Source organism: Microbacterium sp. HSID17254 (assembly GCF_003989315.1).
Lineage (GTDB): Bacteria > Actinomycetota > Actinomycetes > Actinomycetales > Microbacteriaceae > Microbacterium.
On the sequence record NZ_RBLT01000045.1, the window covers coordinates 1 to 18,260 of the forward strand.

Here is an 18,260-nt window from a genome sequence, read left to right on the forward strand (position 1 = left end):
TGTCGGCACCGGCACCGTGCTCGCCGACGACCCCGCGCTCACCGCCCGCGCCGGCGACGAGCTCCTGCCGCATCAGCCCGTCCCGGTCGTGATCGGCGCGCGACCCACCCCTGCGGATGCGGCGGTGCACCGTCATCCGCACACGCCGTTGTTCTTCGACACGCACGACCTGTCGGCGGTCCTCGCTGCGCTGCACGAGCGCGGCATCCAGACGCTGTTCGTGGAGGGCGGCCCGACGCTCGCCAGCGCGTTCCTCGCCGCCGGGCTCGCGGACCGTGTGCTCGCCTATGTCGCCCCGGTCCTCCTGGGCGGGAGCCGCCTGGCCGTGACCGACATCGGCGTCCGCTCGATCGACCAGGCGCGCCGCCTCGTCGTGGACGAATGGCTGCCGTTGGGCGCAGACCTGCTCGCGATCGCGCATCCTGCGGACGCGGACGACCCGGACCACGCGGGCCCGGAGAAGGAGGGAAGCCTCTGATGTTCACCGGAATCATCGAGGAGATCGGCGTGATCACCGCCATCGCCGAGTCGGGCGACGGCTGGCGGCTCACCGTCCGCGCCCCGAAGGCGGCCGCCGACGCCGTGCACGGGGAGTCGATCGCGGTCTCCGGCGTCTGTCTGACCGTCGTCGGCTCCACCGCCGAGACCTTCGACGCCGACGTCATGAAGCAGACGCTCGACGTCGCGGCCCTCGGTACGGCGAGCGTCGGGACCAGGGTCAACATCGAGAAGGCGATGCCCGTCGGCGCACGGCTCGGCGGGCACATCGTGCAGGGCCACGTCGACGGGACCGGTGTCGTGCTCGAGGTGCGCCCGGGCGCGCAGTGGAGCGTGCTCCGCATCAGCCTTCCGGACGACCTCGCGCCGCTCGTCGTCGACAAGGGCTCCATCTCGGTCGACGGCACCTCGCTGACGGTGAGTGCGGTGAGCCCGCCGGACCCTTCGACAGGCTCAGGGACCCAGGACGGCTCGGGGGCCCGGGGCGGGCACTGGTTCGAAGTTTCGCTCATCCCGGAGACCCTGGCGGCGACCACCCTCGGCACCCGCGCGGTCGGCGACCGCGTGAACCTCGAGACCGACATCCTCGCGCGGCACGTCGAGCGCCTGCTCGCGTTCCGCGCCGCACCGGAAGGGGGCTCGCGATGAGCCTGGCAACCATCCCCGAGGCCCTGGAGGCGCTGCGCGCCGGCCGGCCCGTGCTCGTGGCCGACGACGAGAACCGCGAGAACGAGGGGGACGTCGTCCTCTCCGCCGAGCTCGCCACCCCCGAATGGGTGGCGTGGACGGTGCGCTGGTCGTCCGGCTTCATCTGCGCGCCGATGCCCACCGACCTCGCGGACAGCCTCAACCTCCCGCCGATGGTCGCGGCCAGTGAAGACGCCCGCTCCACCGCCTACACCGTGAGCGTCGACGCCGCGGAAGGAGTGACGACGGGGATCAGCGCGAGCGACCGCGCGCACACCCTCAACGTCCTGGCCGATCCGTCCTCGACGGCGACGAGCATCATCCGCCCCGGCCACGTGCTGCCGCTCCGGGCCGTCGACGGCGGTGTGCGCGAGCGCAGCGGTCACACGGAGGCCGCGGTCGAGCTCATGAAGCTCGCCGGCCTCCGGCCGGTCGGCGCGATCGCGGAGGTCGTCGCCGAGGATGGCAGCATGATGCGGCTTCCCGGGCTTCTCGAACTGGGCGCCCGCGACGGCGTGCCGGTCATCACGATCGAGCAGCTGATCGCGCACCTCAACGAGATCGACCCGGACGGAGCGACACCGGCCGCCCAGCGTGGACGCCGTGTGAGCCTCCGTGCCGACGCCACCGTGCCCACCGACCACGGCACGTTCCGCTTCCTCGCCTACAAGGACCGCGTCACCGGCACCGACCACATCGCGGTCGTGTCGGGCGAGCCGACCGAGACCGCCCTCGTGCGCGTGCACTCCGAGTGCCTGACCGGCGAGGCGTTCGGCTCCCAGAAATGCGAGTGCGGGCCGCAGCTGGACGCCGCGCTGGACGCGATCGACCGCGAGGGCGGGATCGTCATCTACATGCGGGGGCACGAGGGACGCGGCATCGGGCTCATCAACAAGCTGCGGGCCTACAGCCTGCAGGAGGACGGCCTGGACACCGTCGACGCGAACCTGGCGCTGGGGCTCCCCGCGGACGCCCGCGACTACGCCGCGGCGGCCGGGATCCTCACCGACCTGGGCGTCTCGAAGGTCCGGCTGCTCACCAACAACACCGACAAGGTGAACAAGCTGCGCGAGCTCGGCCTCGACGTCGTCGAGCAGGTGCCGCTGATCGTGGGCGTGGGCCCGAACAACCACCAGTACCTGGAGACCAAGCGCGACCGCATGGGCCACATCATCGGCGAAGCAGAGCTCGCCGAGGCCCTCGCGGCAGGAAAGGACGAGGAATGAGCGGCGCCGGAGCACCGAAGACGGGGAACATCGACGGGCGGGGGCTGGAGGTCGTCGTGATCGCCGGCACCTGGCACGAGGTGATCTCGAACGGCCTGATCGCCGGCGCCCAGCGGGTGCTCGACGAGGCGGGGGCGACGTATCGCCTGGTGCGAGTGCCCGGTTCGTTCGAGCTCGCCGTGGCCGCACAGGCCGCCTTCGCCGGCGGTGCGGACGCGGTGGTCGCCCTCGGGGTCATCATCCGTGGCGGCACGCCGCACTTCGAATACGTCTCGGCGGCGGCGACCGACGGCCTCACCCGCGTCTCCCTCGATGCCGGCAAGCCCGTCGGGTTCGGGCTCCTCACGCTCGACGACGAGAAGCAGGGGCTGGACCGCGCGGGCCTGGAGGGCTCGAAGGAGGACAAGGGCGCGGAGGCCGCGGATGCCGCGCTGCGCACCGCCCTCGTGATCCGCGAGCTGCGCGGCTGACCCCCTCCGCCTCGCGCCCCATCGCGGGCGCGAGGTCAGGCGTGCCTTGGTGGCGCGGAACGCCGCGCTCTCGTACGGTGAGGGCATGGAGACCCTGCGCCACATCGTGCTCTTCGTCCACCTCATCGGCTTCGCCGTGCTCTTCGGGGCCTGGGCGGCGCAGGCGTTCGGTGGCAAGCGGGTGTTCACGCGTCTGATGACCATCGGCATGACGATCGCCGCGGTCGCCGGCCTCGCCCTCGCCGCCCCGTGGGGCCTTCCCGAGGGCGTCGAGATGAACTACGCCAAGATCGGCACGAAGCTCGTCATCCTCCTCGCGATCGGCGCCCTGCTCGGGATCGGGACGGCGCGCCAGAAGCGCGACCAGGTGGTGCCGCCCGCGGTCTTCTGGCTCGTGGGCATCCTCACCGCGGTCAACGCGGCCATCGCCGCGATCTGGCGCTGAGGCGCGGATCAGCGGAGGCCGCGCTCCCAGAGTGCGGCTGACTGCTCCCCGACCTCGGCCGTGCGGATGCGCTGGCCGTTGCGTCCCCCGCGGGCGAACGTGGCCGTGACGCCCGGCGGGACATCGGAAGGCGCCACCGGGCGCGACGACCAGGTGCAGTCGCGCACATGCACGAGGTCTGCCGCCACCGCCGCCGGATCGTCGTCGTAGCGCCACGGCCCCGTCAGCGTCCCGAGCCAGAAGTACCCGTCGACGTCCCGCGTCCAGACGAGGGTTCCCGTCGGAAGCGCCGCGAAGCGCTCCAGCCGCCGCGCCGCCCGCTCGCCATGACGGGCGTCGACGGCCGCGAGCGCCGTGGTCAGTGAGCGAGGCGGGCTGTCGAGCCGCCCGCCCATGCCGCACACACCTCCGGCGAGCGCGCGCTCGACGGCGCCCCCCGGGGCGACGGCGTCGTCGCGGGAGCGCATCGGTGCCCGGTAGGCGATCGGCCCGTCGGCTCCGTCTTCGGTCATCGGAGCGGCACCAGGGTCGCCTCGACATCGCGCCCGTCGACCACGACGCGCATCATCGTGTGCACCGGCTGCCGGCGCCGGTCGGTGGGAGAGCCCGGGTTGAGCAGCCGCAGCCCGTTCGGTGTCACGGTGTCCCACGGGATGTGCGAGTGTCCGAAGACCAGCAGGTCGGAGTCCGGGAAGGCGAGATCCATCCGCTTCTCCCGCCCCGTCGCGGCGCCCGTCTCGTGGATGACGGCGACGGCGGTGTCCTCCACGGTGAACCGCGCGATCTCAGGCAGCACCCGGCGGATCTCGGGCCCGTCGTTGTTGCCGTGCACGCCGTGGAGCACGCGCGCGCGGGCCTGGAGCAGCTCGACGGTGGCGAGATCGACCCAGTCCCCCGCGTGCACGACGACGTCGGCCTCGTCGATCGCCTGGAGCACCGCGTCCGGCAACCGCTTCGCCCGCTTCGGGACGTGCGTGTCGGCGAGGAGCAGCATCCGCGTGGTCATGGTCCTCCTCCGGCCGGCCTCCCCCGACTCTACGCGGGGGCACCGACGCGCTCGCCCCCCTCCCGTCATCAACGTCCAGCGAACTCCCAGGAAGGCGTAGACTCGCCCGAGTCCGCTGGTATACCGGCGGAGGATCGGAGACCCCTTGAGCACCGCCACCACCCCCGCGAACCCCCGCTCGCGCGTCATCACCGCGAGCCTCGTCGGCACCACCATCGAGTTCTACGACTTCTACGTCTATGCGACGGCAGCCGTGCTCGTCTTCCCCACACTCTTCTTCCCGAGCACGAACGACACCGCGTCGCTGCTGTCGTCGTTCGCCGTCTTCGGCGCGGCGATGGTCGCCCGCCCGATCGGCGCCGTCGTCTTCGGGCACTTCGGCGACAAGTTCGGGCGCAAGGCGACCCTCGTCGCATCGCTCCTCACCATGGGCATCGCGACCTTCGTGATCGGCCTCCTGCCCACCTTCCAGCAGATCGGCTGGGTCGCCCCGCTGCTCCTGCTGATCCTCCGTCTCGCCCAGGGCTTCGCGCTGGGCGGCGAGTGGTCGGGCGCGGCGCTGGTGGCCACCGAGAACGCCCCGAAGGGCAAGCGCGCCTGGTACGGCTCGTTCCCGCAGCTCGGCGCGCCGCTCGGCTTCATCATCGCGAACGGCATCTTCCTCGCCATCAACTTCGCACTCCCGCACCCGGAGGACCCGGCGCTGAAGTCCGAGGCCTTCCTCTCCTGGGGCTGGCGCGTGCCGTTCCTCTTCTCGGCCGTCATGGTCATCATCGGCCTGTGGGTGCGGCTCCGTCTCGTCGAGTCGGACACGTTCAAGAAGGCGGAGAAGACCGGGGCCATCCGCAAGCTCCCGCTCGCGACCGTGTTCCGGCACCACTGGAAGCAGCTCATCCTCGGCACGTTCATCATGCTGGCGACGTACGTGCTGTTCTACCTGATGACGAACTTCACGCTCACCTACGGCACGAAGGCCGCCGACCTGGAGACCGCCTCGGCCGCCGCCCGTGCTGCCGCGGAGGCCACCGGAAAGGACTTCGACCCGAGCGCGTTCGCGGCGCAGTTCTACCCGGGCCTCGGCTTCGGCTACACGGACTTCGTGCTCATGCAGATCATCGGCGTCGTGTTCTTCGGCATCTTCACGCTGCTGTCCGGGCCGATCGCCGACGCCATCGGGCGCCGCAAGCTGCTGCTGTGGGTCACCGGACTCATCGTCGTCTTCGGCCTGTCGTTCAACATCTTCCTGCTCCCGCAGGCGGACCCGAAGTTCACCGGCGCTCTCACTCAGGCCTTCCTCGTGTTCGGCTTCATGCTCATGGGCACGACGTTCGGCCCGATGGGCGCCCTCCTGCCGGAGCTCTTCCCGACGAACGTTCGCTACTCCGGCTCGGCGATCGCATACAACGTGTCGTCGATCCTCGGTGCGGCCGTGGCGCCGTTCATCGCGGTGGCCCTGTGGGCGGCCGTCGGCGGCGAGCCCTGGCTCGTGGGACTGTACCTCTCGTCGATGGCGGTGCTGACCTTCATCGCACTCATCTTCACCCCGGAGACGAAGGACCACGACTACGAGGACGACCTCGGTCTCGCCTCCGCCGTCGAGCTCTAGGCCGACCGAACGACAGGAACGGCTGCACTCCCTCGGGGGTGCAGCCGTTCCTGTCTTCCTGGCCAGACGCTCACAGCACCACGACGTCGCAGTACCGGGCCGCCGTCTTCGCCAGCCGGCGATCGGCCGTGAGCAGAGGGACGTCGAGGGCCTCCGCGAGCGCGACATAACCGGCGTCGTACGCGGAGACGTCATCGCGCAGCGACCAGATCCGCGGGATGAGCCGACGCAGCGGATGGCGGGTGATCTGCAGCGCTCCGAACGCGTCGAGAGCCTCACGAGCAGCATGCGCCGGCATCGAGGACCGCATCGTGAGGCGTCGGAGCACGGAGAGGACCTCGATATCGAGACCCGCGTGCGCATGGAACCCCTCGCCGTGCGTCCAGACCTCCTCGCCGAGCAGGGCCTCGATCGCCGCTGAGGCATCGAGCACGACCGCCTCGGACGTCCCGCTCACTCGCGCTCGTCCCGTTCGCGATCACGGGCGGCGAGGATGCCCTCGCGCGTCAGGGAGACGCCGGCCGCGCGCGCCCGTGCCCGCGACGCCTCGAGGACCTCGGCATTGCTGCGGTACCGGACGAGGTCTTCCAGCTCGCGCGCGACGTAGTCCGACAGGCTCATGCGTTCCGCCGCGGCACGCTCTTTGAGCCGGGCGTGAACCTCATCGGGCAGGTTCCTCACTTGCAGCATGCGAGCCATCCTGCCAGCATCGCATGCGCTCCACATGCGGGCAAGGCCGTGCTGTGGACAACGTGCTCGTCAACACTTCTTGACACCAGCCGGCCGCGTCAACGAATATTGACGCGAAGGAGGTCCCCATGTCTCAACCGACCACCGTCGCCGCTGCCGAGGGCGGCGAACCCCTCGCCGAGCTCCACCGCCTGGCCGCGCTGCGCAAGGAGCTCGCGCGCGCCGAAGAGGCGCAGGTCCGCCGCGCCCGCACGAGCGGCTACTCGTGGCAGGCGATCGCGAGTGCCCTCGGCGTCACCAAGCAGGCGGCACATCGGCGCTTCGGTCGCACCTGAGCCCATACAGCCGCCCCATAGGAAACGACCGTCCCCCGAGTACGGTCGAAGTACCATCTCCAGATCGAGGTCCCCCATGTCCCGCACGGCGACAGCACGCCGACGCGGACGGGGCGCACCGGCCGACGGGCCCCGCGCCACCTTCCGCCAGCTCCTCCCCTTCCTCTTCGAGCACAAGCGCACCCTCGTCGTCGTCGCCGTCCTCAGCGTGTTCGGCGCCGCGACCTCGCTCGTGCAACCCCTCCTCGTCGGCCAGGTCATCGAAGCCGTGCAATCCGACGGCACGATCGGCGTGCTCGTGTGGCTGCTCGTCGGCTTCGTGATCGTGTCGTCGATCATCTCCGGCTTCCAGCACTATCTGCTGCAGCGCACCGGCACCGCGGTCGTGTACTCCAGCCGCCGCAAGCTCATCGCCCGCATCCTGCACCTGCCGACGTCCGAGTTCGACGCCCGGCGCACCGGCGACCTCGTCTCGCGCGTCGGGACCGACACGACGCTCCTCTACGCCGTCCTCACGCAGGGGCTCGCCGACGCGGTCGGCAACGTCGTGCTCTTCGCGGGGGCGCTCATCGCGATGCTGCTCATCGACCCGGTGCTGCTGCTGCTCATCGTCGTGGTGATCGGCGTCTCCGTCGTGGTCGTCGTCGCCCTCAGCGGCCGGATCCGCACGGCGTCCACCGCCCAGCAGGAGAAGGTCGGCGAGCTGGCCTCGGGCGTCGAGCGGGCCGTCGGCTCCATCCGCACCATCCGAGCCTCCGGCGCGACCGAGCGGGAGACCGCGGCGGTGACGGAGCGGGCCTCCGAGGCGTACGGCATCGGCGTGCGGATCGCGAAGATCTCCTCGCTCGTGGTGCCGGTCGCCGGCATCGCCCTCCAGCTCTCCCTGCTCGTCGTGCTCGGCGTGGGCGGCTTCCGCGTCGCCGCCGGAGCCATCTCGATCGCGGCCCTCATCTCGTTCGTGATGTTCCTCTTCCTGCTGGTGATGCCGCTCGCCTCGACCTTCGGCGCGATCACCTCCGTCAACCAGGCCCTCGGCGCGCTCGGCCGCATCCAGGAGGTGCTCGACCTGCCCACCGAGACCCAGGACGACGCGGCCACCGCCGCCGCCCTCCCCCGTGACGAGGAGCCCGGTGCGGACGCCCCGGTCCTGGAGTTCCGCGACGTGCGCTTCCGCTACCCGGAGAACGTCGTCGCCGCCCGCCGCGCCGCCGCGAGGGAGGCACAGACCCTGCTCGCCGACGCGCACCTGGAGCAGGCCGAGGCCGCCGCCGACCTCCAGGACCACGAGGTGCTCCGCGGGGTGTCCTTCGCGGTCCCCCGGGGGGCACGGGTGGCATTGGTCGGCCCCAGCGGGGCGGGGAAGAGCACCATCCTCTCCCTCATCGAGCGCTTCTACGACCCCACGGGCGGCTCCATCCGTCTGAAGGGACACGACACCCGCACCTACGCGCGGGACGAGCTCCGCGCCCACTTCGGCTACGTCGAGCAGGACGCCCCGACTCTCGCCGGCACCCTCGCCGAGAACCTGCGGCTCGCCTCCCCCGACGCCACCGATGCGGACTGCGAGCGCGTGCTCCGCGCCGTGAACCTCGGCGACGTGCTGGAGCGGAACCCCCTCGGGGTCGACGCTCCGGTCGGCGAGGACGGCGTGATGCTCTCCGGCGGCGAACGGCAGCGGCTCGCGATCGCCAGGGCACTCCTCACGGACGCCCCGATCCTCCTGCTGGACGAGTCGACCTCGTCGCTCGACGGCGTGAACGAGCAGCGCATGCGCGAGGCCATCGACGCGGTCGCCACCGACCGCACGCTCGTCGTGATCGCGCACCGTCTGTCCACCGTCGTCGACAGCGACCTCATCGTGGTGCTGCAGGACGGCGTGGTCGTCGGACAGGGCACGCACGCCGAGCTCGTGGAGTCGACCCCGCTCTACCGCGACCTCGCCCGCCACCAGCTCCTCGCCTGACTCCCCCTCCCCCCCTCTCCCCCCTCTGTCCACCGCCGAGACCCCGCGTTTCCGCCGAGACCCCGCCTTCCGCACGTATGCGGGGCGGGGTCTCGACGCGAAACCGGGGTCTCGGCGGAAGTGGGTGCCACGAAGGCGGGGCGTCGGAGACCACTCAGCCATGGGTTCGTCTCTGATGCCCCGCCTTCGCGGGTCTGTCTCGACCCGGAGGCCGAGGGTGCCGGCTCCCCCGAACCGGCACCGGTCTGGGGGCTAGGCCTTCGCGAGGCGGTAGCGCAGCGACGCGAGCTCGGTGCGCAGCGCCGCCGGGACGCGGTCGCCGAAGGTGTCGTAGAACTCCTCCGTGAGGTCGGCCTCGGCCTTCCACGCCTCGGGGTCGACCGAGAAGAGCTCGTCGAGGTCTTCCGCGGGGATGTCGAGGCCGTCGAGGTTGAGGTCCTCCACGCGCGGCAGGCGTCCGATGGGGCTGTCCACCGCCGGCACGTCACCGGCTACGCGGCGGATGATCCAGTCGACGACGCGGGAGTTGTCGCCGAATCCGGGCCAGAGGAACCGGCCGTCCGCTCCGCGACGGAACCAGTTCACCTGGAAGATGCGCGGTGCACGGTCGAAGCGCAGGCCGCGGCCGACCTTCAGCCAGTGACCGAAGTAGTCGGCCATGTTGTAGCCGCAGAACGGCAGCATGGCGAAGGGGTCGCGGCGCAGCTCGCCGACCGTGCCCTCGGCGGCCGCCGTGCGCTCGGAGGAGATGTTCGAGCCGAGGAACGCGCCGTGGGTCCAGTCGGTGGCCTCGACCACGAGCGGCACGTTGCTCGCGCGGCGTCCGCCGAACAGGATGACGTCGAGCGGCACGGCCTCCTCCCAGTCCTCGGAGATCTGCGGGCACTGGGCCGCCGACACCGTGAAACGCGAGTTGGGGTGCGCCGCAGGACGGCCGGAGTCGGGCGTCCAGTCGTTGCCCTCCCAGTCGATGAGGTTCGCGGGCGCCTCGTCGGTCAGGCCCTCCCACCACACGTCGCCGTCGGGGCGGAGCGCGACGTTGGTGAAGATCGTGTTGCCCCACAGCGTCTCGACCGCAGTGACGTTGGTCGACTCACCGGTGCCGGGCGCGACGCCGAAGAAGCCGGCCTCGGGGTTGATCGCCCAGAGTCGTCCGTCCTCGCCCGGGCGGATCCAGGCGATGTCGTCGCCGAGGGTCTCGACCTTCCAGCCGGGGATCGTCGGTCGCAGCATCGCGAGGTTGGTCTTGCCGCAGGCCGACGGGAACGCGGCGGCGACGTGGTACGCCTTGCCCTGCGGGTCGATCACGCGGATGAGGAGCATGTGCTCGGCGAGCCAGCCCTCGTCCCGGGCGATCACCGACGCGATGCGCAGCGCGAAGCACTTCTTCGCGAGGATCGCGTTGCCGCCGTAGCCCGAGCCGTACGAGTAGACCTCGAGCGTCTCCGGGAAGTGCACGATGTACTTGTCGTCATTGCAGGGCCACTCGACGTCCGGCTCGCCCGCCTCCAGCGGAGCGCCGACGGAGTGCACGGTCTTGACCCAGGGCGCGCCCTCGGCGATCTGGCGGGTGACCTCGTCGCCCACGCGGGTCATGATGCCGATCGACGCGACGGCGTAGGCGCTGTCGGTGATCTGCACGCCGATGTGCGACAGGGGGCCGCCGACGCGACCCATCGAGAACGGCACGACGTACATCGTGCGGCCGCGCATCGAGCCCTCGAAGATCTCGTCCATCTTCGCGTGCATCTCGGCGGGGTCGGCCCAGTTGTTGGTGGGGCCGGCGTCCGCCTCGCGCTCCGAGGCGATGAAGGTGCGCGCCTCGGTGCGGGCGACGTCGCTGGGGTGCGAGCGCGCCAGGTACGAGCCGGGACGCCACTCGGGGTTCAGCTTGATGAGCTTGCCCTCGTCGACGAGTCCGCGCAGCAGCCAGTCGTTCTCGGCACGCGAGCCGTCCACCCAGTGCACGGCGTCCGGCTGCGTGAGCGCGCGGATCTCCTCGACCCAGGCGGCGAGCTCCGCCATCGCAGGGGTGTCGTAGGAGGGGGCGGTGCCGAACGTGCGCGTCGGGGCGACAGGGGACGTGCGAGGGGTGAGAACTTCGGCCATGGCCATGACTGCTCCTTCGAAGTGTGGGGCGTTGCTTCCATCTTCTTCGCCCTCGGCGCGGACTTTCGGCCGAATCGAGCGATAAGAATCACAGTTCTTTCGCTAGACTCAAACTATGGCGTCCTCCGGCATCCACCTCACGACCCTCGGCCACCGCATCCGGCACCGCCGCCTGGAGAAGGGCTACACGCTCGACGAGCTGGGAGCCCTCGTCGGGGTCGCCGGCTCCCAGCTCAGCCTCATCGAGAACGGCAAGCGCGAGCCCAAGCTGTCGCTCCTCCAGGCGATCGCGCAGGCCACCGGCACGGAGGTGACCGATCTCATCTCCGGCGAGCCGCCGAACCGCCGCGCGGCCCTGGAGATCGAGCTGGAGCGGGCGCAGGAAAGTCCGGTGTTCCGTCAGCTCGGGGTCTCGCCCGTCCGCGTCACGAAGGGCATGAGCGATGAGACCATCGAGTCCATCCTCGGGCTGCACCGCGAGCTGCAGCGCCGCGAGCGCGAGGCCATCGCGACCCCGGAGGAGGCCCGTCGCGCCAACACGGAGCTGCGCCTGCGGATGCGCGCGCAGAACAACTACCTGCCGGACATCGAGAAGCTCGCGGAGAAGCAGCTCAAGGCGGCCGGCCATTCGCAGGGCGCCCTGACCCACCGCACCGTGAGCATCATGGCTGAGAAGCTCGGCTTCGAGCTCATCTACGTCAACGATCTGCCGCACTCGACGCGCTCGGTCACCGACCTCGAGAACGGCCGCATCTACCTGCCCCCGGCGTCCATCCCCGGCGGACACGGCCTGCGGTCCATGGCGCTGCAGGCAATGGCGCACCGCCTGCTCGGGCACACGCCGCCGACCGACTACGCCGACTTCCTGCAGCAGCGCCTGGAGATCAACTACTTCGCCGCGTGCTGCCTGATGCCGGAGACCGCCGCGGTGGCCTTCCTGCAGCAGGCGAAGAAGGATCGCAACCTCGCGGTGGAGGACTTCCGCGACGGTTTCGGCGTGACGCACGAGGCCGCCGGCATGCGCATGACGAACCTGCTCACGCAGCACCTCGGCATGTCGCTGCACTTCCTGCGCGTCGACTCGACCGGGGCCATCACGCGCGTCTACGAGAACGACGACCTGCCGCTGCCGATGGACGTGACGGGAGCAGTGGAGGGGCAGCGGGTGTGCCGGAAGTTCCAGGCCCGTTCCGCCTTCACGGAGCAGAACCGCACCGTCGAGCACCACCAGTACACGGACACCCCGTCCGGCACGTTCTGGTGCTCCACGCAGACCGGCTCGTCGAGCGAGGGCGAGTTCTCCGTCACGGTCGGCGTGCCGTTCGACGACGCCCGCTGGTGGCGGGGACGCGAGACGAACGACAGGGCCGTGTCGACCTGCCCCGACGAGGCGTGCTGCCGTCGCCCGTCGCCCGAGCTCACGGAGCGCTGGAAGGGCCGGGCGTGGCCGAGCGCCCGCGTGCACACCCACATGTTCTCGCCGCTCCCCCGCGGCATGTTCCCCGGCGTGGACGACAACGAGGTCTACAACTTCCTCGGTCGCCACGCGAGTGAGTGACCCGCCGACCCACCCCCTTGCGTCCACCCCGGCCCGTTACGCGCGGGCGTAAGGGGCCGGGAGGCACGGAAGGGGGTGGGTCGACGAGGGGTCAGGCGAGGAACGCGGCGAAGCGGGCGAGGGCGGCGGTGACGGCGGCGGGGTCCTCGGGGGGCTCGAAGAGAGTCGGAGGGGTGGTGTGGGCGGCGGCGGCGTGGGTCCAGCAGCCGATCACGCGGCCGTGCTCCACCACGGTCGCCCGGACCATCCCGTTCTTCCCCGGTCCGACGGCGGGGAGGTGTTCCGGAGCGCAGACGACGGTGCGGTCGGCGTAGGAGATGTAGTACTCGTCGAAGGCTCCGAGGGCGAACACGGACGGCCGGCCGGCCGCGCGCCGGGGTGGGGTGCTCCCGACGAAGACCCCGTCCTCGACCTCGGTCACCCTGGTCGCCGCCCGCTCCGCCGCCTCCCGGGACCGCCCGAGCGTCAGCCCCGACCACCACGCGAAGTCCGCGACCCCGGCGGGCCCGTGTCCCTCGACGTAGCGGACGAACAGCTCGGCCAGCGGGTCCTCCGGGCGGGCGTGATCGCGGATGTGGTCCGCCGCGAGCACGAACCGCTGCTCCCGCGTGATGCCCTCCCGCGGCACGACCGGCCCCTGCACGAGCACGCCGGCGACCGTCAGCGCGAACAGCAGGTGGATGCCGCGCTGCCCTGAGGGGTCGATGCCGATGCCCTCGAGCACCGGGAAGATCTCGCTCCGGGTGAGGCCGCCGTCACGGAGCCGCGGCGTGAGCTCCCGGACGACCGTGTCGATCATGTCGTCGTCGATGCCGAGCTGCCGCTGTCGGGAGGCCGCCTGCTGCTGCTGTCGTGCGGCCGTGACCTCCAGCACCCAGCCGAGGTCGCGTGCGGGGATCGTGTGCAGCGTCCCCCGCATGGTCCAGGCCCGGACGAGGTCCCCACGGTCGAACGCGGCGTCAATGTCACGAAGCCGTACATCGCCCTTCGTCCGCACGGCCAGCGCCCACCGTCCGGCCGTGAAGTCCTGGCTCTGCACCGCGAGCAGCCGCGCCGCCGCCCCCGTCACGTCCGCCGCCGGCGCGGTCAGCCCCTGCCACCGCAGCCGCTCCTCCCGCCATCGTGAGGTCTTCATGCCCCTCATCATGCCGCGACCCACCCCCTTTCGCGTGCCCCGGCCCGTTGCGTGCGCGCGCAGGGGGCCGGGTCGAGCGGAAGGGGGTGGGTCGACGGTCAGAGGGTGACTTCGCGGCGGGCGGGGAGGACGACGGGGTGCGACCCCGCCATGGTCTCCAGCACCCGGATCACCTGGCAGGAGTAGCCGAACTCGTTGTCGTACCAGACGTAGAGGATGAGGGTGTCCTCGTCGGCGATCGTGGCCAGGCCGTCGACGATGCCCGCGCGGTGCGAGCCGACGAAGTCCGTGGAGACCACCTCGGGGCTCTCCACGTAGTCGATCTGCTGCCGGAGCTTCGAGTGCAGCGACACCCGGCGCAGGTAGTCGTTGACCTGGTCCTTGGTGGCGGGGCGCTCCAGCGTGAGGTGCAGCACCGCGAGCGAGACGTCCGGCGTGGGGACGCGGATCGCGCTGCCCGTGAGCTTGCCCTCCAACTGCGGGAGGGCCTTGGCCACGGCCTTCGCAGCCCCGGTCTCGGTGATGACCATGTTCAGCACGGCGGAGCGGCCGCGGCGGTCGCCCTTGTGGAAGTTGTCGATGAGGTTCTGGTCGTTCGTGAACGAGTGCACGGTCTCGACGTGGCCCTTCACGACGCCGTAGGCCTCGTCGATCGCGGCGAGCACCGGGGTGATGGCGTTGGTCGTGCACGACGCCGCCGAGACGATGCGGTCCTCGTCGGTGATCGTGTCGTCGTTGATGCCCTGCACGATGTTCTTCAGCGGGCCCTTGCCGGGGGCGGTCAGCAGCACGCGGGCGACGCCCTTCGCGCGGAGGTGCTGGGAGAGCCCCGCCTCGTCACGCCAGCGGCCGGTGTTGTCGACGACGATCGCGTCGTCGATGCCGTAGGCGGTGTAGTCGACGGCGGCCGGGTCGTCGGAGTAGATGACCTGGATGCGCGTGCCGTTGGCGATGATCTGCTCGGCGTCCTCGTCCACCGTGACCGAGCCCGCGAAGCGGCCGTGCACCGAGTCGCGCAGCAGCAGCGACGCGCGCTTGACGAGGTCGTTCTCGGAGCCGCGGCGCACGACGATGGCGCGGAGCCGGAGTCCGCTCCCGCCGCCGGTGTGAGCGATGAGGATGCGGGCCAGCAGGCGGCCGATGCGCCCGAAGCCGTAGAGAACGACGTCGGTCGGCGATGCCGGGACCGCGCCGACGGCCCGGGCCAGGGTCTCGGCGAGATACTCCTCGAGCGGGCGGCCGCTCTCCGCGTACCCTTCCACGAGGCGGGCCACGTCGATCGACGAGGCGCCGGGGGCCAGGGCGTGGATGCCCTCGAGCACGGCCAGGCTGTCCTCGACCTCGAGACGCTCGTGCCCGAGCTGGGCCACGCGCTCGTGCACCTCGACGAGGCCGGTCGCCGAGAGGCCGAGCAGGCGGTGGCCGTGCAACGAGGTGACCACGTCGCGCTCGCGCTTGAGAGCCCCGATGAGCGGGATCATCCGCTCCGCCAGCTCTTCGCTCGCCGTCCATTCGTCGCGGTGTGCCGCGGAATCGTTCATCTGCGTCCTTGCATGTGTGAGCGCGCGCCGAGGTCGCCGGCGCGCACGAGGTTGCCGGGGTGTTCGGGGGATGACTCCAGGGTACAAGCCGCGGAACCGCGTGCCGAATCGGCCGGGGCGGGACCTCCCTGGCACGAGAGTTTTACGTCTACACTGGTGGAATAATGAGCAGCGCACTCCTCGGCGACGACGCCGACCTCCTTCTCCGCGGCGGCCGCATCCACACCGTCGACGCCACCGATTCCGTCGCCACCGCGATCGCCGTCCGGGACGGGGTGATCGTCGCCACCGACGCCGCTGCCGAAGCCCTCTCGGCCCGCGAAGTGGTGCCGCTCGACGGTCGCACCGCGATCCCCGGCCTCAACGACGCCCACCTCCACGCCGCCTGGCTGGGCGCGCGCTGGCCGCACCTGTTCTTCTCCGACACCCCGCCCGAGGAGCAGCCCACCGGCCGCCTCGTGGCCACGGCCGATGAGCGACGTGCGGCCCTGCGCCGGGCCTGGGCACTGCTCGCGGAGCTCGGCGTCACGAGCTACACGGAGCCGGGCATCGGCCCCGGAGAGGACCACGGTGAGACCGGCTGCTTCGGCACCGACATGCTCGACGCGTACGTGGAGCTGCACCAAGAGGCCGCGCAGACCTCGCGCGTGACACTGCTCCGCCTGTTCGGGACGATCGACGGCGAGAGCTCCCTGGACGACTTCGCCGCCGGACTCCCGGTGCCGCCCCCGTCGACCGATTCCCGCTGGCTCGCGATCCCCGGCGTGAAGATCTTCGCCGACGGCATCCCGCCGATGGCCACCGCCTGGACGTCGGACCCCTACCCCGATGGGACGACCGGACACCTCCTCACGCGCGGCGATGCGGATCCACTCAGCGCCTTCCAGCAGATGATCGCCCTGGCTGCGAGTCGCGGCCTCCAGATCGCGGTGCACGCCACCGGTGACCGCTCGATCGAGGAGTTCCTCACCGCACTGGAACGGCACGGCCGGACACCCTCGCCGCCGGCGCCCCACCACATCGTGCACGGGGACCTTGCCACGCCTGCGCAGATCCGTCGCGCGGAACGCCTCGGCGTCGGCTTCGCCGTGCAGCCCCTCATCGCCGCGCACACGCACTCCTGGGCGGCGGTGCAGCTCGGCGAGGCCCGCGTCGCCGCCGCGTGGCCGCTGGCCGAGATGCTCTCCTCCGGGGCGCTGACCACCGTGACCAGCGACGCCCCGATCGCCACGCCGGACTGGCGCCCCAGCCTCGATGCGTCCCTTGCCCTCCTCGCCGCCGACGGCCGCGCGGACGACGCCGCGACGCGGCGCCGGCTGCTGCGCACCATGACGGCCGACGCCGCGATCCAGGACGGCGCCGCGAGCTGGAAGGGCACCCTCGAGCCCGGCAAGGTCGCCGACATCACGGTGCTCGACGAGGATCCGTGCAGCCCGGGGCGCCCGTTCGCCGCCCTCCAGGTCGAGCGCACGATCGTCGACGGCCGCACGGTTTTCGCGCGCGGCTGACCACCCGCCCCACGAAAACGGCGGGCGGCATGTTCACGCATGCCGCCCGCCTCTGATCACCCTCGGACCAGTCTCGAACCGCGGTCGTCAGACCGCGGTGGCCAGGAGCACGCGCGGGCTCCCCGGCAGGGCGACGGTGTCGCGCACCGCCCATCCCGCGTCCGTCAGCCAGCCGCGGACCTGCGACTCGGGGTACACGACAGTGCCGTCGATCACGAGGTACTCCCCCGCGTGCAGGGCGTCCAGCGCGCGCTGCTCGTCATCGTCGTCGAGGAAGAAGTCGAGCACGGTGAGCGTCGCCCCGTCGACCGCCGCAGCACGGAGCCGGCGGAAGATCTGCGCGTTCTCCTCCGCGGAGAAGCGGTGGATGACGTGGTTGGCGAACACCGCGTCGTAGGCGCCCTCGGGGGTCGCGGTCGCCGTCTCCCCCACCTCGACGGCAGCCCGGTCGGCGACGCCCGCGGCCGCGACCGCCTCGGCCACGCCGTCCTCGAACCCCGGGGCGTAGACGAACGTCGTGTGCAGCTCGGGGTTGCGCGCCATGACGGCGAGGGCGAACTCGACGGACAGACCGCCGAAGTCGAGGGCCTTCGTCGCGCCGGCGAGGTCGACGAGCCGGCCGAACTCCTGCGCGTGCAGGCGGTTGTACGTCATGACGCCGGCCATGAACGTGCCCCACCGGGCGTCGTCCATCTGCAGGTCACCGGGCTCGGTCGTGTCGACCGTGTGCGCGAACTGCAGCCAGTGCGGGTAGCTGATCTCGTCGAGGAACGTGAGGAACGGTGCGAGGTCGATGACCGCGTCGTCCCCCGTGAGGTAGGCGGACGCGTCGGGAGCCAGGGCGTAGCGCCCCTCCGTCCGGACGAGGAGACCCTTCGCGGCGAGGGCGTCGGCGAGTAGCCGGGCGATCCGCTCGCTCACCCCGCAGCGCTCGGCGATCGCCGCGGCCGTGTCGGCGCCGGCGGCGATGGCGGCGAACAGGCCGATGCGGCTGGCCTGGAAGAGCTGCTTCGCGGCCATGTAGCCGGTGGCGATGTCGAGGATGCGGGCGGCGTCGGGAGTGGGGGTGTCGGTCATGGCGGATGCCTTTCGGTATGTCTACGAACGTGGGAAATAAAGGGCAGAAAGAGGCGGGCGTCGGTCGCGGAGGTCAGTCCGCGAGGAACCCGCGCACGGCGTCGCGGAACGCGGCGGTGTGCAGCGCCACGAGGTGATCGCCGGGGACGCGCCGCACCCGAACGTCCGGCAGCCGCGCGGCGAGCTCGTCGATGCCCGCGGCCATCGGATCGTCCTCGCCGCCCAGGAGCAGCACCGGCACCGCCGGCGCTCCGGCCTCGGGCGCGAACGGCTCGGTCGCGAGCCCCGCGATGAGGTCGAGCAGATCGTCCGGGCGGTTGCCGGGCAGGCTCACCATGTGCACGATCATCCCGGTCAGCGGGTCGACGGGAGCCGGTCCGCCGGCGAGCGCGGCCCGCGCGGCGGA

19 protein-coding genes are annotated in these 18,260 nt (G+C 71.5%); 10 read left to right on the top strand and 9 right to left on the bottom strand.

What is annotated here, in order from left to right; translation table 11 throughout:
• The 5 genes from D8M34_RS16040 to D8M34_RS16060 all read left to right on the top strand — a co-directional run.
• Positions 1-478 (top strand): RibD family protein (locus D8M34_RS16040; protein ID WP_148113065.1); only part of this gene is annotated, 478 nt, incomplete at its 5' end.
• Positions 478-1,146: a riboflavin synthase gene (locus D8M34_RS16045; RefSeq protein ID WP_085606689.1), complete on the top strand. Its 669-nt coding sequence runs from the start codon at positions 478-480 to the stop codon at positions 1,144-1,146. The genes D8M34_RS16040 and D8M34_RS16045, both read left to right, overlap by 1 nt.
• The gene (ribA, locus tag D8M34_RS16050; protein WP_025103904.1) at positions 1,143-2,411 is read left to right on the top strand and encodes a GTP cyclohydrolase II; all 1,269 of its coding nucleotides are present in this window, start codon (positions 1,143-1,145) and stop codon (positions 2,409-2,411) included. Before D8M34_RS16045 ends, ribA begins: the two co-directional genes overlap by 4 nt.
• Positions 2,408-2,881 (top strand): 6,7-dimethyl-8-ribityllumazine synthase, encoded by a 474-nt coding sequence (gene ribH / locus D8M34_RS16055; protein WP_062633494.1) that lies wholly within the window; start codon positions 2,408-2,410, stop codon positions 2,879-2,881. The genes ribA and ribH overlap by 4 nt, the downstream gene beginning before the upstream one ends.
• 85 nt (positions 2,882-2,966) lie before the next feature.
• Complete coding sequence (locus tag D8M34_RS16060) at positions 2,967-3,326, top strand: hypothetical protein (RefSeq protein WP_025103902.1); 360 nt, start codon at positions 2,967-2,969, stop codon at positions 3,324-3,326.
• An 8-nt stretch (positions 3,327-3,334) separates the two neighbouring features.
• On the opposite strand, the gene D8M34_RS16065 is transcribed toward D8M34_RS16060, so the two are convergent.
• Both D8M34_RS16065 and D8M34_RS16070 read right to left on the bottom strand, forming a co-directional pair.
• Complete coding sequence (locus D8M34_RS16065) at positions 3,335-3,838, bottom strand: GAF domain-containing protein (protein WP_126894492.1); 504 nt, start codon at positions 3,836-3,838, stop codon at positions 3,335-3,337.
• Positions 3,835-4,332 (bottom strand): metallophosphoesterase family protein, encoded by a 498-nt coding sequence (locus D8M34_RS16070; protein ID WP_126894493.1) that lies wholly within the window; start codon positions 4,330-4,332, stop codon positions 3,835-3,837. The genes D8M34_RS16065 and D8M34_RS16070 overlap by 4 nt, the downstream gene beginning before the upstream one ends.
• Before the next feature lie 145 nt (positions 4,333-4,477).
• Between D8M34_RS16070 and D8M34_RS16075 the strand changes: the two genes are divergently transcribed.
• Positions 4,478-5,938 (top strand): MFS transporter, encoded by a 1,461-nt coding sequence (locus tag D8M34_RS16075; protein WP_060923458.1) that lies wholly within the window; start codon positions 4,478-4,480, stop codon positions 5,936-5,938.
• 70 nt (positions 5,939-6,008) lie between these two features.
• Here the strand turns inward: D8M34_RS16075 and D8M34_RS16080 are convergent, their stop codons facing one another.
• Both D8M34_RS16080 and D8M34_RS19225 read right to left on the bottom strand, forming a co-directional pair.
• A complete protein-coding gene (locus D8M34_RS16080; RefSeq protein WP_126894494.1) occupies positions 6,009-6,395 on the bottom strand; it encodes a type II toxin-antitoxin system VapC family toxin in 387 nt (128 codons plus the stop codon).
• The gene (locus D8M34_RS19225) at positions 6,392-6,637 is read right to left on the bottom strand and encodes a FitA-like ribbon-helix-helix domain-containing protein (protein WP_126894495.1); all 246 of its coding nucleotides are present in this window, start codon (positions 6,635-6,637) and stop codon (positions 6,392-6,394) included. Before D8M34_RS19225 ends, D8M34_RS16080 begins: the two co-directional genes overlap by 4 nt.
• 119 nt (positions 6,638-6,756) lie before the next feature.
• Here D8M34_RS19225 and D8M34_RS16090 point away from each other — a divergent pair, with 119 nt between their 5' ends.
• Positions 6,757-6,963, top strand: a complete 207-nt coding sequence (locus D8M34_RS16090; protein ID WP_025103896.1) for a hypothetical protein — start codon at positions 6,757-6,759, stop codon at positions 6,961-6,963.
• 76 nt (positions 6,964-7,039) lie between these two features.
• Complete coding sequence (locus tag D8M34_RS16095; protein WP_126894496.1) at positions 7,040-8,926, top strand: ABC transporter ATP-binding protein; 1,887 nt, start codon at positions 7,040-7,042, stop codon at positions 8,924-8,926.
• 252 nt (positions 8,927-9,178) lie between these two features.
• Here D8M34_RS16095 and D8M34_RS16100 read toward each other — a convergent pair whose 3' ends face one another.
• Entirely contained in the window at positions 9,179-11,041 is a 1,863-nt protein-coding gene (locus tag D8M34_RS16100) for a phosphoenolpyruvate carboxykinase (GTP) (protein ID WP_174235400.1), read from the bottom strand.
• Between the two features lie 109 nt (positions 11,042-11,150).
• On the opposite strand from D8M34_RS16100, the gene D8M34_RS16105 reads away from it, so the two are divergent.
• Entirely contained in the window at positions 11,151-12,593 is a 1,443-nt protein-coding gene (locus D8M34_RS16105) for an XRE family transcriptional regulator (RefSeq protein WP_025103893.1), read from the top strand.
• A gap of 91 nt (positions 12,594-12,684) precedes the next feature.
• Here D8M34_RS16105 and D8M34_RS16110 read toward each other — a convergent pair whose 3' ends face one another.
• Together D8M34_RS16110 and D8M34_RS16115 are read right to left on the bottom strand one after the other, a co-directional pair.
• Positions 12,685-13,728 (bottom strand): winged helix DNA-binding domain-containing protein, encoded by a 1,044-nt coding sequence (locus tag D8M34_RS16110; protein ID WP_126894497.1) that lies wholly within the window; start codon positions 13,726-13,728, stop codon positions 12,685-12,687.
• A 98-nt stretch (positions 13,729-13,826) separates the two neighbouring features.
• On the bottom strand, positions 13,827-15,269 hold the full coding sequence (locus D8M34_RS16115; protein WP_126894498.1) for a glyceraldehyde-3-phosphate dehydrogenase: 1,443 nt from the start codon (positions 15,267-15,269) through the stop codon (positions 13,827-13,829).
• A 164-nt stretch (positions 15,270-15,433) separates the two neighbouring features.
• On the opposite strand from D8M34_RS16115, the gene D8M34_RS16120 reads away from it, so the two are divergent.
• Positions 15,434-16,777: an amidohydrolase family protein gene (locus D8M34_RS16120; RefSeq protein WP_126894499.1), complete on the top strand. Its 1,344-nt coding sequence runs from the start codon at positions 15,434-15,436 to the stop codon at positions 16,775-16,777.
• A gap of 87 nt (positions 16,778-16,864) precedes the next feature.
• Here D8M34_RS16120 and D8M34_RS16125 read toward each other — a convergent pair whose 3' ends face one another.
• Positions 16,865-17,854, bottom strand: a complete 990-nt coding sequence (locus tag D8M34_RS16125) for a methyltransferase family protein (RefSeq protein ID WP_126894500.1) — start codon at positions 17,852-17,854, stop codon at positions 16,865-16,867.
• Between the two features lie 73 nt (positions 17,855-17,927).
• Positions 17,928-18,260 (bottom strand): alpha/beta fold hydrolase (locus D8M34_RS19045; protein WP_148113066.1); only part of this gene is annotated, 333 nt, incomplete at its 5' end.

What these genes read in the sequence shown, in the direction of transcription:
- D8M34_RS16045 (WP_085606689.1), top strand. Translation starts at nt 478, where the DNA reads ATGTTCACCGGAATCATCGAGGAGATCGGCGTGATCACCGCCATCGCC.
- ribA (WP_025103904.1), top strand. Translation starts at nt 1,143, where the DNA reads ATGAGCCTGGCAACCATCCCCGAGGCCCTGGAGGCGCTGCGCGCCGGC.
- ribH (WP_062633494.1), top strand. Translation starts at nt 2,408, where the DNA reads ATGAGCGGCGCCGGAGCACCGAAGACGGGGAACATCGACGGGCGGGGG.
- D8M34_RS16060 (WP_025103902.1), top strand. Translation starts at nt 2,967, where the DNA reads ATGGAGACCCTGCGCCACATCGTGCTCTTCGTCCACCTCATCGGCTTC.
- D8M34_RS16065 (WP_126894492.1), bottom strand. Translation starts at nt 3,838, where the DNA reads ATGACCGAAGACGGAGCCGACGGGCCGATCGCCTACCGGGCACCGATG.
- D8M34_RS16070 (WP_126894493.1), bottom strand. Translation starts at nt 4,332, where the DNA reads ATGACCACGCGGATGCTGCTCCTCGCCGACACGCACGTCCCGAAGCGG.
- D8M34_RS19225 (WP_126894495.1), bottom strand. Translation starts at nt 6,637, where the DNA reads ATGGCTCGCATGCTGCAAGTGAGGAACCTGCCCGATGAGGTTCACGCC.
- D8M34_RS16090 (WP_025103896.1), top strand. Translation starts at nt 6,757, where the DNA reads ATGTCTCAACCGACCACCGTCGCCGCTGCCGAGGGCGGCGAACCCCTC.
- D8M34_RS16095 (WP_126894496.1), top strand. Translation starts at nt 7,040, where the DNA reads ATGTCCCGCACGGCGACAGCACGCCGACGCGGACGGGGCGCACCGGCC.
- D8M34_RS16100 (WP_174235400.1), bottom strand. Translation starts at nt 11,041, where the DNA reads ATGGCCATGGCCGAAGTTCTCACCCCTCGCACGTCCCCTGTCGCCCCG.
- D8M34_RS16105 (WP_025103893.1), top strand. Translation starts at nt 11,151, where the DNA reads ATGGCGTCCTCCGGCATCCACCTCACGACCCTCGGCCACCGCATCCGG.
- D8M34_RS16110 (WP_126894497.1), bottom strand. Translation starts at nt 13,728, where the DNA reads ATGAAGACCTCACGATGGCGGGAGGAGCGGCTGCGGTGGCAGGGGCTG.
- D8M34_RS16115 (WP_126894498.1), bottom strand. Translation starts at nt 15,269, where the DNA reads ATGAACGATTCCGCGGCACACCGCGACGAATGGACGGCGAGCGAAGAG.
- D8M34_RS16120 (WP_126894499.1), top strand. Translation starts at nt 15,434, where the DNA reads ATGAGCAGCGCACTCCTCGGCGACGACGCCGACCTCCTTCTCCGCGGC.
- D8M34_RS16125 (WP_126894500.1), bottom strand. Translation starts at nt 17,854, where the DNA reads ATGACCGACACCCCCACTCCCGACGCCGCCCGCATCCTCGACATCGCC.